Origin of the sequence: Chitinimonas arctica (genome assembly GCF_007431345.1) — a bacterium.
GTDB lineage: Bacteria > Pseudomonadota > Gammaproteobacteria > Burkholderiales > Chitinimonadaceae > Chitinimonas > Chitinimonas arctica.
The window spans coordinates 4,358,086-4,372,866 of sequence record NZ_CP041730.1 but is presented as its reverse complement, the minus strand read 5'-3'; the positions used below and the strand labels follow the sequence as shown (position 1 = coordinate 4,372,866).

Genomic DNA, 14,781 nt, shown 5'->3' with positions numbered 1-14,781 from the left:
GACTTAGGTTGGGAGTGGACACACGATATCGAGCCAATTCCGTATAACTTTCGGTGTATCCGTTTCCGAAATTCGTCGGTCATAGACCACCTTGTCACGCATTTGAATGCGGCAAACCGTAAATGCGTCGCTCCGTTCACGGCTATTGTCCGTAAGGATAGCCGCATCGGCTACTTTAACGGCTTGCCGAATCGCCTTTTGGGTTCGCGGGAAACGTTGGACAAGTTTCTCGACATCTACATTGTGGCCGCCCGCGATAACCCGCGTGGAAACTCGAGCTATCGAGAGCTGTTCGTCTGAGAGTCCAACAAAAAACAGCAGCACAAAGTATCCAGCTTCCTGCATCTCTTCGATCTTCCGAATCTTGGATTCAAATGAACCGTCTTCCTGTCGGCGCCAATGGGAAAATACAGTCTCCATGGCAAATGGGATCCCGTGCAGCATGGCCTGGGCAACAAAAGCCTCGACACCCATTTGAGCGACTTTCATCCAGCTGGTGTCGTTGTCCCGCAGCCTGGCAGCCCAAGCTGGAAGGTGTTGGTTTTGATTAACTTCCGGGAGAATGGACAGCATCATACGATCGGCATTGACGAGCGGTACTTGCAGCTTGTCGGCCAACTGCAGGTACCACATTGTCGATTTACCAGACCCGTTGTGGCCGGCAAGAACAATCGCCAAAGGCTTTTCAGATTGACGCTGCGCATCAAGGACAGCATCCACGGCCGTTTTGAGGAAAGCATCCACGGCTTTATCCGGCGTGGTCATCAGCCCACCAGAAAGATGCCGTTCACAAACGAGCCAATCTCGCGCTTGCCATCCAGTTCGCGGACCAGTTTACCTGGGCGGTTAGGATCGGCATGAAACAGCGGCACCCCCTCCTGTTCCGGCAAATCAACACCGGCTTGGACGATTGTGTTTTTGGCACGTGCTAGCGCAGCTTGACCCACTTTGACATTACGTTGGATCTCTGCCCGGTCGAGAGCGGATACTTCAACGATAACCGAACCGAAAGTCAGCCTCCTTACGTTGGCGCCTTCTGCTTCGCGGATTTTGCGGTCAGTGCCAATCTCCTTCCACAGACGTACGATCATCGAACGCCTGTAGGCTCCTCCCTGAGGTATGCGCGCCTTCTCGGAAGTCGTAAAGCTGGGATCAATTTGCTTCTTTGTTTTCAAGCTCATGTGCGAATCCTCGCAAAGCCAACATCGGAAGTAAGACTACGCTTCTTTACAGGCCACTGGATACCGAACAGACCATTCAATTCCGTGTTTGTTCAACGATTCACTACCAAGGGCGCATGGTTCATGTTCGCATCGGCGCATGCCGCAAGCCCGCATAGAAAGTATGCATCAACCAATCGGCCTTCTCCGCCAGGTCGAATTCACGTAATTCCAGCCATTCGCGGATACAGCCGATCAGAAAGCTGTTGAGGGCGAAGGCGGCCAGGTAGCAATCGACATGGGCGGGCAGTTGGCCCAGGCGCTGGGCGGCCTGCAGCACGATGGCCATTTGCCGGCGGCAACTGGCGGCCCGCTCGGCTTCTTCGGCCATGACCTCGGCCACCACTTCGCTCAGCTCGGTCTTGAACAGGATGATCTCGAACACCCGCAATGTGCGCGGGTCGTTGGCAACTTGGCGTAGGATGTCGGCGCCGTCCTGTACCAAGCGGCCAAGCGGGTCGTCGCCCGGATCGGCCACCAGGGTGTTCAGCATCGCCTGCATGGGCAGTGACACCCGGTCGCACATGGCGGTGAAGATGGCAGCCTTATTGGCAAAATGCCAATAAATTGCCCCGCGCGTCATACCCGCATCGCGGGCGATATCGTCCAATGCGGCGCGGCTTACCCCTTTTGCATGGAAGACCCGCTCTGCTGCATCTAGCAGCAGTTCGCGGGTTTCCGCCGCTTGTTCCTTAGTTTTTCTAGCCATATCGCGATTTTATATTGCTAACGACGTGGATGTCTTAATAACCACGGCGTCATCAGTGTTTACAAACATACGTGTATGTATCTAAAATCTGGCACATCGTCAAACCCAAAGCAAGCCCGCGGTTTGGCAAATGCTTGTTTGTCATGACAAAACGCCAAACTGGCGGCTTGCTCCGGCACTTCCTATGCTGTCAGTTTGGTGTCAGCCGAAACGGCGCCCGTATCCGCTCTACCTTATCGCTCCACTTCTTCAGTATCGCGAGGACTCACCCATGCACGCCTCACGCCTCACCCCTCCCCGCGCCTACGCATTGCGCCTGGCACCGGCCCTGATAATTACCGCGCTTCTGGCCGCCTGCGGCAAGGGCCAGCCACAAGACGGCGGTGGCGGCATGCCGCCACCGATGGTGACCTACGAAGCCGTCAGCATTCGCGACATTCCTATCGACTTTGAATACCCGGGCCAGACAAATGGTTCCCGTGAAGTGGAAATTCGCGCGCGGGTGACCGGTATCGTGGATAAGCGCCTGTTCGAGGAAGGCAGCCAGGTCAAGGCCGGCCAGACCTTGTTCCGGCTTGATCCAGCGCCCTTGGCCGCCGCCGCCGCCGCCGCCGATGCCAATGTGACCACCGCCGAGGCCCGCCTCAAGCAGGCCGAGCGCGAGTTCACCCGCCTCAAGCCGCTGATCGAGGCCAAGGCCATCAGCCAACAGGAATTCGATACCGCCGCGTCGGCACTGGATATCGCCCGCGCCGGCCTGAAGGCCGCCCAGGCACAAAGCAAGTCCACCGGCATCGACCTGGGCTACACCGACGTACGCGCGCCGATCACCGGCGTGGTAGGGCGGGCGCTCAAGGTTGAAGGCAGCCTGGCCAATGCCCAGGGCGACAGCCTGCTGGCCACCATGGCGCAGACCGACCCCATGGACGTGAACTTCGCCCTGTCGGAATCCGATCGCGGCCGTGTCCAGGGCGAAGTCGCCAACGGCACGCTCAAGCTGCCGGAGAGCGGCTATGCGGTCAGGCTCAAAAGCAGCGATGGCCACTGGCTGAAGGAAACCGGCAAGTTGAACTTCAGCGACTACAAGGCCGACGCCAACACCGGCGCCTTTGCCAGCCGCGCCCAGTTCGCCAATCCACGCGGCGAGCTTTCGCCGGGCCAGTTCGTCCGGGTCGTGCTGTCCGGCGCCAAACGGCCGAACAGTATCGCCGTGCCGCAACGCGCCGTGCTCGACGATGCGAACGGCAAGTTCGTCTACGTGGTCGGTGCCGGCAAGGATGGCAAGCCGGCCGCCGTGCCCGCCCCCGTGGTGGTGGGCGACTGGGTCAGGCTGGGCGCGGACGAACCCAATGGCTGGCTGATCAAGAAAGGGCTCAAGGCCGGCGACAAGGTCATCGTCGACGGCATGGCCCGCATCTTCTACCCGTACCAGCCCGTATCGCCGCTAACGGCCGAGGAAGCCGCCAAGGCTGCCCAGCAGCCGCCGGCCGGTGCTCCGGCTGCCAAGTCTTAACCAGGGGCGACCATACATGTTTTCACGCTTCTTTATCGACAGGCCCATCTTCGCCTTCGTGATCTCGATCTTTATCGTGATCGCGGGTCTGGCGTCGATGCGTATCCTGCCCATCGCGCAGTACCCTGAAATCTCGCCGCCGGTGGTGCAGGTTCGCGCCTTCTACCCCGGCGCCTCGGCGGAGACCATTGCCGAGACCGTAGCGGCCCCGCTGGAAAACGCCATTACCGGCCTGGAAGGCATGATGTATATGTCGTCCACTTCGACCTCCAACGGTGCGGTGGAAATCACCGCCACCTTCGAGATCGGCACCGACGTGGACAAGGCCGCGGTCAACGTCAACAACCGGGTCAAGCAAGCCGATGCCCGCCTGCCGGAAGAAGTCCGCCGCCAGGGTGTATCGGTGGAGAAAGGCTCCTCGGCCTTCCTCCAGGTGCTGGCCTTCTATTCGCCGGAAGACAAGTACACCGACCTGTTCACCTCGAACTACGTCACCTTGAACGTGCTGGACAGCATCAAGAAGATTCCCGGCACGACCAATGTGCAGATCTTCGGTGCCAAGGACTACGCCATGCGCATCTGGCTCAAGCCGGATCGCATGGCCCAGCTGCGGGTGACCGTGCCTGAAGTGGCGGCCGCCATTGCCGAGCAGAACGCACAGTTCGCCGCCGGCAAGATCGGCCAGTCGCCCAACGGCGGCCAGCAGGAGATGGTCTACACCATCACCGCCAAGGGCCGGCTCAATTCGCCGGAAGAGTTCGAGAACATCATCGTCCGCTCCAATCCGGACGGCGCCAAGCTGCGCCTGAAGGATATCGCCCGGATCGAACTGGGCTCGAAGGACAATGACTTCAATGGTACATACAACGGCAAGCCCGCTGTGCTGATGGGTATTTTCCTGCAGCCCGGCGCCAATGCCCTGGATGTCGCCAGCGAAGTCAAAGCGACAATGACCGGTCTGGCCGCGCAGTTTCCGAAAGGCCTGAGCTATGCAGTGCCGTACGATACTACGCGCTTTGTGGAAGTCTCTATCCACGAGGTGATCAAGACCCTGGCCGAAGCCATGGTCCTGGTGTTCGCGGTGGTGTTCCTGTTCCTGCAAAACTGGCGCGCGACCCTGATCCCCACGCTGGCCGTGCCGGTATCGCTGATCGGTACCTTTGCCGGCCTGCATATGCTGGGTTATTCGATCAACACCTTGACCCTGTTCGGCATGGTGCTGGCCATCGGTATCGTGGTGGACGATGCCATTGTGGTGTTGGAGAACGTCGAACGGATCATGCACGAGCAGCATCTGCCTGCCCGCGAGGCAGCCCTGCTGGCCATGAAGGAAGTGACCGGTCCGGTTATCGCCATCGTGCTGGTGCTGTGCGCGGTGTTCGTGCCGATCGCCTTCCTTGGCGGCCTGACCGGTGAGCTGTATCGCCAGTTCGCGGTCACCATCTCGATTGCCGTGGTGTTGTCGGGCATCGTGGCGCTGACCATGACGCCGGCCCTGTGCGTGCTGATGCTCAAGCGCGAGCACAAGCAGACCGCCCGCTTCTTCCTGTGGTTCAACGACTTCTTCCATCGCGTCACCGACCGCTATGTCGGCGGCGTGACATTCATGATGAAGCGTTCGCTGCTGGGTATCGCGCTATTCGTCGGCATGCTGGTGGTCACCGCCGGCCTGTTCAAGTTCACGCCCAGCTCCCTGGTGCCGGACGAAGACCAGGGCTATTACATCGGCGCGGTATTCCTGCCCGATGGCGCCTCGCTGCAACGTACCGACGCAGTGCTGAAGCAGGTAGTGGGCGCGATCCAGTCCAACCCGGCCAATGAGCATGTGATCGCCTTTGCCGGCATGGACTTTATCGGCGGCGGCTTCAAGAACAATGCAGCCACCATCTTCGTCACCCAGAAGCATTGGGACGAACGCACGATGAACACCAATGAATTGGTGGGCGAGTTCTTTATGAAGACCGGGGCCATCAAGGAAGCGCTGGTCATGGCGTTCGCGCCACCGGCCATCTTCGGCCTGGACAACACCGGCGGCTTCACGGTCTACCTGCAGAACCGCGGCGAAGGCGGTGCCAAGGCATTGGCCCCTTCGGTGGGTGCGATGATAGGCGCCACCATGCAGAACCCGGTGCTGAGCGGCGGCGACCGCCATGGCGTGCAAACGCTGTGGAAGGCCAATGCGCCACAGCTGTACGTGGACGTGGACCGCGAACGGGCGAAGTCGCTGGGCATTCCGCTGACCGACGCCTTCAACACCCTGGCAGGCACGCTGGGTACCTACTATGTCAACGACTTCAATAAGTACGGTCGCGCATGGCAGGTCTTGATGAGCGCCGATGCGCAGTACCGCAAGCGGCCGGAGGATATCGGCAACCTGTATGTACGTAGCCAGCGCGGCGAGATGGTGCCCCTGTCGGCCTTTGCCAAGGTCAGCTACAGCACCGGCCCCGATACGGTGGATCGCTACAACAATCTGCCGGCGGTAAAACTGCTGGGCGGACCCACGGTGGGCCACTCGTCCGGCGAAGCCATTGCCGCCTTCGAGCAAACCGCCAAACAGGTACTGCCAAGCGATGTAGGTTATGAATGGACCGGCGCCGCCTTCCAGGAAAAGAAGGTTTCCAGCGCTTCCATCATCGCCTTGGTGCTGGCCGCCGTGATGGTGTTCCTGATCCTGGCGGCGCAGTACGAGAAGTGGTCCCTACCCTTCTCCGTGCTGCTGGCCATGCCGTTCGGTATCTTCGGCGCCCTGGTGGCGGTGAAACTGCGCGCATATTCCAACGACGTGTATTTCCAGATCGGTCTGGTCACGCTGCTGGGACTGGCTGCCAAGAACGCCATCCTGATCGTCGAGTTCGCGGTGATGAAGCACCACGAAGGCTATCCGCCGGCTGCCGCGGCGATCGAAGCGGCTCGCCTGCGCTTCAGGCCCATCATCATGACCTCGCTGGCCTTTATCCTCGGCGTGCTGCCGCTGGCGATCTCGTCCGGCGCCGGCGCCGGTGCGCGGACTTCGGTCGGCACCGGGGTGGTGGGCGGCATGATGGCGGCCACCTTCCTGGCAATCTTTTTCGTCCCGCTGTTCTTCAAGCTGATCACGGACAAGAAGCTCAAGACCAAGCCGGAAGAATTGCTGACGCCGAAAGCCGAAAGCGAATACGGCATCGTTGCAGGAGATATCCACGATGAAAAGTAAGCCCATGCAAAGCAGCCTGCTGGCACTGCTGGTCGCTGCCGGCCTGGCCGGTTGCGCCGGCACCGCGCCGCCGCCCAGCTTCGCGCTGCCGGCCCACCAGAGCGAAACCGCCCCGGCCGAACTATCGGCCTGGTGGACCAGCTTCGATGACGCCACCCTCAAGAGCTTGATCGAGGAAGCGCTGAGCCACAATGCCGAGGTCATGACCGCCATGCAAAGCGTGGAGCAGTCGCGCTCCACCCTGACGCAGGCGCGGGTGGCCTTGCTGCCCGACGTCAACCTCGGCCTGAACGCCAACCGCCGCAATCCCAGCAACGAGACCGGCCAACCGGGCCAGACCGGGACCTCGACGGTCTACAACGGCGGGCTCTCGGTCTCTTACGAGCTGGATCTATGGGGTCGGGTATGGAAGGCCAAGGACGCCGCGCTGGCCAATGTCCTGGCCAGCCAGTACGCCCGCGAAGCCACTCGCAGCGCAGTGGCCGCCCAGACCGCCCAGAGCTACTTCACGCTGTTGGCACTGGACGCCAACGTCGCCCTGCTCAGCCAGTCGATGACCACCCGCGACGAAGCCTTCAAGCTGCAACAGAAGCGCTTCGACCTGGGCGCCGCCAGCGACTATGAGCTGAAGCTGGCCGAGGTGGAGCGCTCCAGCGTGGCAGCCGCCCTGCCGCAGGCCGTGGCCGCCCGCGAACAGGCCGAAGCGGCCCTGGCCGTGCTGCTGGGACGCAGCCCCAAGGAAGTCATTGAAGGACGGGTAGAACGGGGCAAGGGTCTGGAAATATTGGCCAAGGCACCGGAAATCCCGGCCGGCCTACCGGCCGACCTGCTGACCCGCCGGCCTGATGTCCGCCGGGCCGAGGCGCAACTGGCCGTGGCCGAAGCCAGCCTGGGCGAGACCCGCCGCCGCTACTTCCCCAGCCTGTCGCTGACCGGCTTCTTCGGCGGCGAAAGCCTCAAGCTGAGCAATCTGCTGGATGCACCGGCCCGCACCTGGAACGTCGGGGCCGCCTTGCTGCAGCCGCTGGTAGGCCTGGCCAGGATCGATGCCCAGGTGGAAGCAGCCAAGGCCAGCCGCAACCAGGCCGAACTGGCCTACGCCCAGGCCGCCCGCGCCGCCTATGGCGATGCGCGCAGCGCACTGGCCGGCCATCGTGCCGCCCGCGAAGCCTTGATCGCGACCCAGACCCGCGTCGATAGCCAGAACAAGGTCAAGCAATTGACCGAGCTGCGCTACAAGGCCGGCGCCAGCAGCTATCTGGATCTGCTCAACGCGGAGCGGGACCGCCTTGGCGCCGAACGGGACCGGGTCAGCGCCTTGCAGAACCGCCTGGCCGCCCTCGTCACCGTCTACCAGTCGCTCGGCGGCGGCTGGAGCACGGCAACGCTGGTAAAAGCCGAGTAAGCAAGTGAAAGACGCCGTCCACGCGCCTGCGTGGACGGCACCGGTCCTTACCGGACCCGCAATTACGCTTTTTTCACGAACTCCGACTTCAGCTGCATCGCGCCGAACCCGTCGATCTTGCAATCTATATCGTGATCGCCTTCGACCAGCCGAATGTTCTTGACCTTGGTGCCGACCTTCAAGGCCGAGGATGACCCCTTCACTTTCAGATCCTTGATCACGACGACGGTATCGCCGTCCTGCAGGACATTGCCATTGGCATCCCGCACAATCCTGCCGGCCGCCGCGGTTTCGGTCTCCGCATTGCGCGACCATTCATGGGCACACTCAGGACAAACAAAGTTCGCCCCATCGTCATAGGTCAAATCGGAACTGCATTGGGGGCATGGGGGTAGGGTCGTCACGTTCTTACCTGTCTGGGTGTTGGGTGCGGAATGACCTGGCGTGCTGCCACGACATTTTCAGCACGTGCGATATATATGAAAAACGGGCATCCCGCCACCGGAATGCCCGTTTCTACTACTGGAAAATAGCGGAGAGACTACTTGAATGCCCCTGCCGCCTTCTTGTATTCCGCCGAATCGCGTACTGCCGCCACGGTGTTCCAGACTTCCTTGGAAAAGTCGCCGTATTTACCGATAAATTGCTTTGACAGCATCAGGTAATAGGGCTTTTCCACCAAGGGTGGGCTGACTTTTTCTACCTTGCCGGCGAACTCGGCCTGTTGGATGGAGTTATCGCCTTCCAGTGTCTGCAAGGCAACCGCCTGCAAGCGGCCGGCCGTCAATTTGCGCAAGCTATCGTCGGCGCTACGGGTACCGTCATCCACCCGCACGCCCATGCCTTTCAATTGATCGACTATGGAAAAACCCTGCTGCGCCCCTACCGCGCCGGTCACATTGCTGATCGCCTTGCCGTCGTAGCCGACATTGCTCCCCTTGAGGCGATAGAGCGAATAGCCATCCATCATCATGTACTTGCTGGTGTCGGGCTTGTCGCCGCCCCCCGGATAACTGCCCATGGCCAAACGGTCGGGCTTGAAGCTGGCGGCAAAGGCGCCATCCATATTGCCTTGGCGCAATTCGTCCAGGCAACGCGCCCAGGGAATCTTCACGAACTCCAGCTTGGTGCCCAGCTTCTGGGCCGCCATCTTCAACTGGACGATATTGAGGCCGTCGCGTCCTTCCACCGCCCAGGGGTAGACCTCGACATTGTCGTAGCACAGCTTGATGCTGGCCGGCTTATCCGCAGCCGATACCGTCAGCGCCGCCGCGGCGAAAATCAGTGGGAACAAACGCATGCCTTACCTCCTTCGAATGGCTGGACCGACTCATCCGGGCCAGGCGGAATGTAATTGAACGAAAGGGAGCGGACGTACCATCCAGGCGCGTCAACCGCCCAGATGCTTGGCCATGATGGCGTTCACATCGATCTTCTTCACACCCTCGTTGAAAATCTTGGCGATGCGCTGGCCTTCCGCATCCTTCTTGAAGCAGATGTAGAGCTTCTTGTTCTCCAGCACCTTGGCATTCATCGCCAGCTTGCCCACATAGGGCTTCAATTCCGCATCGGTCTTCATCAGGTATGTGAACACATTGCTGTCCACCACCGCCAGGTCGGAGCGGCCACTGCCGAGCTTGAGCAGGTTCTTGCCGTCGTCCATGGCCACATCCACCCGCTGCTGCTTGGCCGCCACGCGCGCGTCGAATTCGGCGGTATTCACGTAGTCCTGCACCACGCCGACCTTCTTGTTGGCGAGATCGGCAATACTGTTCCAGGTAACGGGCGCATCGATACGCTGGGCCAGCCCCAGCGGACCGGTCCCCATCGGGTCGGACAGGGTGAAATCCTTGCGCACATCGGCCGAGTCGTACTCGGGAAAGTAGCCGGCATAACCCGGGTCGGCCTTACCCAACTGCACGGCGCGGCTCCACGGGTAGAACTCGACCTTCAAGTCATAGCCCATCGCCTTGAATGCCGCCTTGGCGACTGCCACGCTGGCGCCCTGGTCGGGCAATTTGGCGCCGGTATACGGCGGCCAATCCAGCGAAGCCAGCACGATGGTCTTGCTGTCCGCCTGCGCGGTACCAAGTAAAAACGTACCGCCCAAGGCGCATAGGGACAGAATGAACTTGCGTCGAAACATAGTGACTCCCTCGATAATCAAACCTTGAACTGCTCGACCGTGGTCTGCAGCTGCACCGCGAGCCGGGCGACCTCCTCGCTGGCGATGGACGTCTGGCGGGAGCCGCTGGCCGCCTCGCTGACGACCCGCTGGATCTCCCGGATACTGTCGGTCACCCCCTCCACCACCTGCTCCTGCTGGCTGGAGGCGGCGGCGATCTCTTCGTTCAGCTCGGCGATCTTGCGGGCCGATTCGGCCAGGTGCTGGATGGTCACGCCGGCCTCGCGGGCGCGCTTGAGGCCCAGGTCGGCTTTTTCCTTGCTGCTGCTCATCACCGTGACGGCGCGGGTCGTACCCTGCTGCAGCTCGGTGATCACCTGCTGGATCTCGGTGGTCGAATCATGGGTACGATTGGCCAGCGTGCGCACCTCGTCGGCCACCACCGCGAAACCGCGGCCGGCCTCGCCCGCCCGGGCTGCTTCGATGGCGGCATTGAGCGCCAGCAGGTTGGTCTGCTTGGCGATACCGTTGATGACCGACAGCACGCTGCCGATCTTTTCGCTGTTCTTGGCCAGCTCGGCGATCACCTTGGCTGCGTTATCCACTTCGGTGGTGGCTTCACCGATGGTCGTGATGGCATCGCCTACCACCGACTGGCCCTTTTCCGCCTCGATATCGGCGTAGTTCGCCGCCTCGGAAGCCGCACCGGTGTTGACCGAAATCTCATGTACCTGGCGGCTCAATTCAGCGACGGCGGCCACCACGGCCTCGCTCTCCTGCTGCTGCAGCTGAATGCCGGCGCTGCTGTGTTCCATGATGCGACTGGTCTGCTCGGCCGCCGCGGCCAATTGCGGCGCGGTATCCGACACATGGCGCATCACCCCTTGCAGCCGCTCGACGAACACGTTGAACCACTGCGAGACCTCGGCGAATTCGTCCTTGCCATTGATTCTCAACCGGCGGGTCAGATCCGCCTCTCCCGAGGCGATTTCCTTTAGCGCGGTATTGAGCCGATTGAGCGGCCGCAACACCACCGCGGACAGGCTCATCGACAATGCCACCAGCAAGGTCACGTCGACGATGACGATCTGCACCAGCAGCACGACCAGGTTCTCGCGCAGGGCCGCGTCCACCGAATCGTGGGCGATATAGATCTGGGCGACGGCAACATTCTTTTTCTGGCCGTTGTCATCGAATTGCAACTGCACCTCGCGCAATACGCCTTTTATCTTGGCGTCCGCGCCGGCTGCCGTGGTCTTGCCGTCAGGACCACGCATCAGGCCTGTCAGATAGTCCTTGCCGTTCTGGAGGCGGATACCGTTGAAGGTCTTGGAAACCATCTCGGCCTCCAATACCTGGCCCAACTGGGTCTTGTCGAAATTCCAGATGGCGGCCGGCAGGCTGAGCTGCAGGCGGACCGACAAGGCATCGGCCTGCTCCTTCAACCCTTCCTCCAGATGGTTTTTGCTGGAGACGTAGTTGAAGGCGCCGAGCCCCGCCAGGACCACGGAGACGATAACGACGAAGAGGATGTTGAGTCGCCCGCTGATGCTCCGGGTAAAGTTCATAATCCGGTTCCCAGTCATTCATCACCCCCGAGTGTTTTCCCGATCCGCCGGCGTAGTCCCTATGCGGTGTGCAGCAGCAGCGCTCTGAGCTTAGTAGGCCGGAGGCAAAAGGCAAATGTGGGCGGTTGTCCAACGGCGGGAGCAGATCGCCGTGCCAGGGCTTCACCGGACTCAACGAGTCGGACCTCGATACCGTGAGTCAAGTCGCACTTTGATCATTGCATGGTCGAAACGTCCCTTGTCACCTTGACCGAGGGGCGTCATTTCTAAAGCCGCCGATCTGCAAGTAGTTGAACCGGCCGAGGAAATTTGAACTGGCGAATCATCGCGCCTCCCACTCCCGCTTCCCCTACAATCGCGCTTCCAACAACCGCGAAAGACCGCCATGCCCAGCTGGATCAACCGCAACTCGACCACCCGCATTCGCCGCCTGAACAGCCGCCAGCGCAAGAAATACCACCTGGCCGAATTCCAGGAACTGGGCTTTGGCCTGACCGTGCGCTTCAGGCACATGCTCGCCGAGACCGAGCAGGATCAGTGGATCAACGATCTATGTGTGGCGGCGGAAGGGCTGAACTTATTGGTCGGTGGTTTTGGCGTGGGTCCGGACAAGGACACTACCGAAGGCTTCGTGGCAGCGGAGCGGGGTTCCACCAGCACCGAGCAGCGCGATGGCTTGCTGGCGTTCGTGCAGGCTTACCCCTTGGTAGCCGAAGCGAAGGCCGGGGAATTGGTGGACGGCTGGTATGCGGACACGGACGGCGAATAAGGCTTGAACTTAAGGTCGGCAACACAACACCTGCCCGGCCGGCAACGCTGGCCGCGCAGGCTGCAAGGCCGATGCAAGCACATCCCTCGCCATGCGGGTTTTCCACCATTCATCTGAGCCTGTTACGATTCGTCGCGTCAGGCTGGCCTCCGGCTTCAGGCTCTGGCATAAAGCCGCGCCGGCTCCGTCAACCCTCAGGGCGGCGCGCCAATACATCATTCGGGATCAAACATTTCATGCAGCTCAACCGCCTCGCCCTCGCACTGACCCTAGCTTTGCCGCTAGCTACACTGGCCGCCCCCGGCTCCGGTATTGTCCAACGCAATTTCGACCCCACCGTCCGTATCCAGGACGACCTCTATATGGCCGTGAATGGCAACTGGAACAAACAGACCGAGATTCCGGCCGATAAGACCTGGTGGGGCGCATTCGGCGAGCTGCGCGACCTGTCCGAGTCGCGGGTGCGGGAGATTGTCGAGCAGGCAGGCCAGAACGGTGCGGCCGATGTGGAAGCGCGCCGCATCGCCGACTTCTATCAGAGCTTCATGGATGAACCCGCCGTGGAAAAAGCGGGCCTGGCACCGCTGCGTCCCCTGCTCGACCATATTGCCGGAATCAACGACGTCACTGCCCTGACCCGCGAGTTCGGCCTGCTGCAAAAGCATGCGGTCAGCCTGCCGATCAATATCGGCGTGGGTGTGGACGCCAAGGATTCCAGCCGCTACCTGCTGGAAGCGGAGCAATCGGGACTGGGCATGCCGAATCGCGATTACTACCTGCAAGCCGATGACCGCATGGTCAAGGCCCGCACCGCCTACACCGACTACCTGAAGCAATTATTCCAACTGGCCGGTGCCGACGAGACGCAAGCGCGCGACAAGGCTGCCGCCGTGATGGCGCTGGAGACCAGGCTGGCCAAGCTGCAATGGAGCAGCGTGGCCAACCGCGACGCGCAAAAGACCTACAATAAGCTCAGCCTGGACGGCCTGCGCAAGACCACGCCCGGTTTCGACTGGTCGGTCTTTCTGGCCGGTGCCGACGCGACGGTCGGCGAACTGGATTTGAACCAGCCATCCTACGTCCGTGCCGCCGCCAAGCTGATCAACGGCGAACCTGTCTCGGTATGGCGCGACTATCTGACCGCCCGCGTGCTGGACCGCTATGCACCGGTGCTGCCGCAAGCCTTCGTCGACGCGCACTTCCGCTTCCATCAGCAAGCCATCGCCGGCGCCAAGCAGATCAAGCCGCGCTGGAAACGTGGTATCGCCCTGGTGGAAAAGAACCTGGGCGAAGATGTGGGCAAGCAATACGTGGCCCGCTATTTCCCGGCCGAAGCCAAGGCCAAGATGGATACCCTGGTCGGCAACCTGCTGAAAGCCTACGCGCAGAGCATCGACAAGCTGAGCTGGATGAGCCCGGCCACCAAGGCCCAAGCCAAGGACAAGCTGGGCAAATATGTGGTCAAGATCGGCTATCCCAGCAAGTGGCGCGACTATAGCGGCCTGGTGGTCAAGGCCGACGACCTGCTGGGCAATGTCGATCGCGGCACCGAGTTCGCCTACCGCTTTGACCTGGCCCATCTGGGCAAGCCGGTGGACCGGTCCGAATGGGGCATGACGCCACAGACCGTGAATGCGTACTACAACCCCAGCATGAACGAAATCGTCTTCCCTGCCGCCATCCTGCAGCCGCCGTTCTTTGACGCCACTGCCGAGGATGCGGTCAACTACGGTGGCATCGGCGCGGTCATCGGCCATGAGATCAGCCATGGCTTCGACGATGAAGGCAGCCGCTTCGACGGCAACGGCAACCTGCGCGAATGGTGGCAAGCCAAGGATCGCAAGGCCTTCGCCGGCCTGACCGGCAAACTGGTAAACCAGTACAACGCCTACTCGCCGCTGAAGGACCGCCGCATCAACGGCAAGCTCACCCTGGGTGAGAACATTGCCGACTTGTCCGGCCTGCAGATCGCCTACAAGGCCTATCACCTGTCGCTGGGCGGTCAGCCCGCACCGGAACTGGATGGTTATAAGGGCGACCAGCGCTTCTTTATCGGCTTCGCCCAGGTCTGGCGCGATAAAGCGCGCGACGAAGCAGTCCTGCAAGGATTGGTCGCCGATCCGCATTCGCCGTCCCGCTTCCGCGCCATTGGCGCCGCCGTCAACAGCGACGCCTTCCATGCCACCTTTGGCACCAAGCCGGGCGACGGTATGTATAAGCGCGAGAGTGAGCGTATCCGTATCTGGTAAGTGAACGACAAGAAACCGCCTTCGGGC

The 14,781-nt window shown here is 61.3% G+C and carries 12 protein-coding genes; 5 read left to right on the top strand and 7 right to left on the bottom strand.

Going from position 1 to position 14,781, the window contains the following annotated elements:
- Positions 1-3: 3 nt before the first annotated feature.
- From FNU76_RS20060 to FNU76_RS20050, 3 genes are all read right to left on the bottom strand, one after another.
- Positions 4-765 (bottom strand): ATPase, encoded by a 762-nt coding sequence (locus FNU76_RS20060; protein ID WP_144279850.1) that lies wholly within the window; start codon positions 763-765, stop codon positions 4-6.
- The gene (locus tag FNU76_RS20055) at positions 765-1,181 is read right to left on the bottom strand and encodes a hypothetical protein (RefSeq protein WP_144279849.1); all 417 of its coding nucleotides are present in this window, start codon (positions 1,179-1,181) and stop codon (positions 765-767) included. Before FNU76_RS20055 ends, FNU76_RS20060 begins: the two co-directional genes overlap by 1 nt.
- Before the next feature lie 121 nt (positions 1,182-1,302).
- Positions 1,303-1,929 carry a TetR family transcriptional regulator gene (locus FNU76_RS20050; protein WP_144279848.1) on the bottom strand — a complete coding sequence of 209 codons (627 nt, stop codon included), beginning with the start codon at positions 1,927-1,929 and terminating at the stop codon, positions 1,303-1,305.
- Between the two features lie 271 nt (positions 1,930-2,200).
- Here FNU76_RS20050 and FNU76_RS20045 point away from each other — a divergent pair, with 271 nt between their 5' ends.
- Genes FNU76_RS20045 through FNU76_RS20035 form a run of 3 tightly spaced genes read left to right on the top strand, consistent with a single transcriptional unit; the run spans position 2,201 to position 8,043 of the window.
- On the top strand, positions 2,201-3,442 hold the full coding sequence (locus FNU76_RS20045) for an efflux RND transporter periplasmic adaptor subunit (RefSeq protein WP_223879110.1): 1,242 nt from the start codon (positions 2,201-2,203) through the stop codon (positions 3,440-3,442).
- A 16-nt stretch (positions 3,443-3,458) separates the two neighbouring features.
- Positions 3,459-6,638 (top strand): efflux RND transporter permease subunit, encoded by a 3,180-nt coding sequence (locus FNU76_RS20040; protein ID WP_144279847.1) that lies wholly within the window; start codon positions 3,459-3,461, stop codon positions 6,636-6,638.
- Positions 6,628-8,043, top strand: coding sequence for an efflux transporter outer membrane subunit (locus FNU76_RS20035; RefSeq protein ID WP_144279846.1), 1,416 nt, complete (start codon positions 6,628-6,630; stop codon positions 8,041-8,043). The genes FNU76_RS20040 and FNU76_RS20035 overlap by 11 nt, the downstream gene beginning before the upstream one ends.
- Positions 8,044-8,105: 62 nt before the next feature.
- Here the strand turns inward: FNU76_RS20035 and FNU76_RS20030 are convergent, their stop codons facing one another.
- From FNU76_RS20030 to FNU76_RS20015, 4 genes are all read right to left on the bottom strand, one after another.
- The gene (locus FNU76_RS20030) at positions 8,106-8,447 is read right to left on the bottom strand and encodes a zinc ribbon domain-containing protein YjdM (RefSeq protein WP_144279845.1); all 342 of its coding nucleotides are present in this window, start codon (positions 8,445-8,447) and stop codon (positions 8,106-8,108) included.
- A gap of 137 nt (positions 8,448-8,584) precedes the next feature.
- The gene (locus tag FNU76_RS20025; RefSeq protein ID WP_144279844.1) at positions 8,585-9,343 is read right to left on the bottom strand and encodes a substrate-binding periplasmic protein; all 759 of its coding nucleotides are present in this window, start codon (positions 9,341-9,343) and stop codon (positions 8,585-8,587) included.
- A gap of 90 nt (positions 9,344-9,433) precedes the next feature.
- Complete coding sequence (locus FNU76_RS20020; protein WP_144279843.1) at positions 9,434-10,189, bottom strand: substrate-binding periplasmic protein; 756 nt, start codon at positions 10,187-10,189, stop codon at positions 9,434-9,436.
- Positions 10,190-10,206: 17 nt separating this feature from the next.
- Positions 10,207-11,736 (bottom strand): methyl-accepting chemotaxis protein, encoded by a 1,530-nt coding sequence (locus tag FNU76_RS20015; protein WP_179958208.1) that lies wholly within the window; start codon positions 11,734-11,736, stop codon positions 10,207-10,209.
- A 385-nt stretch (positions 11,737-12,121) separates the two neighbouring features.
- Between FNU76_RS20015 and FNU76_RS20010 the strand changes: the two genes are divergently transcribed.
- Complete coding sequence (locus FNU76_RS20010) at positions 12,122-12,505, top strand: 50S ribosome-binding protein YggL (RefSeq protein ID WP_144279841.1); 384 nt, start codon at positions 12,122-12,124, stop codon at positions 12,503-12,505.
- Positions 12,506-12,741: 236 nt separating this feature from the next.
- Positions 12,742-14,754 carry a M13 family metallopeptidase gene (locus FNU76_RS20005; protein ID WP_144279840.1) on the top strand — a complete coding sequence of 671 codons (2,013 nt, stop codon included), beginning with the start codon at positions 12,742-12,744 and terminating at the stop codon, positions 14,752-14,754.
- Positions 14,755-14,781 lie beyond the last annotated feature (27 nt).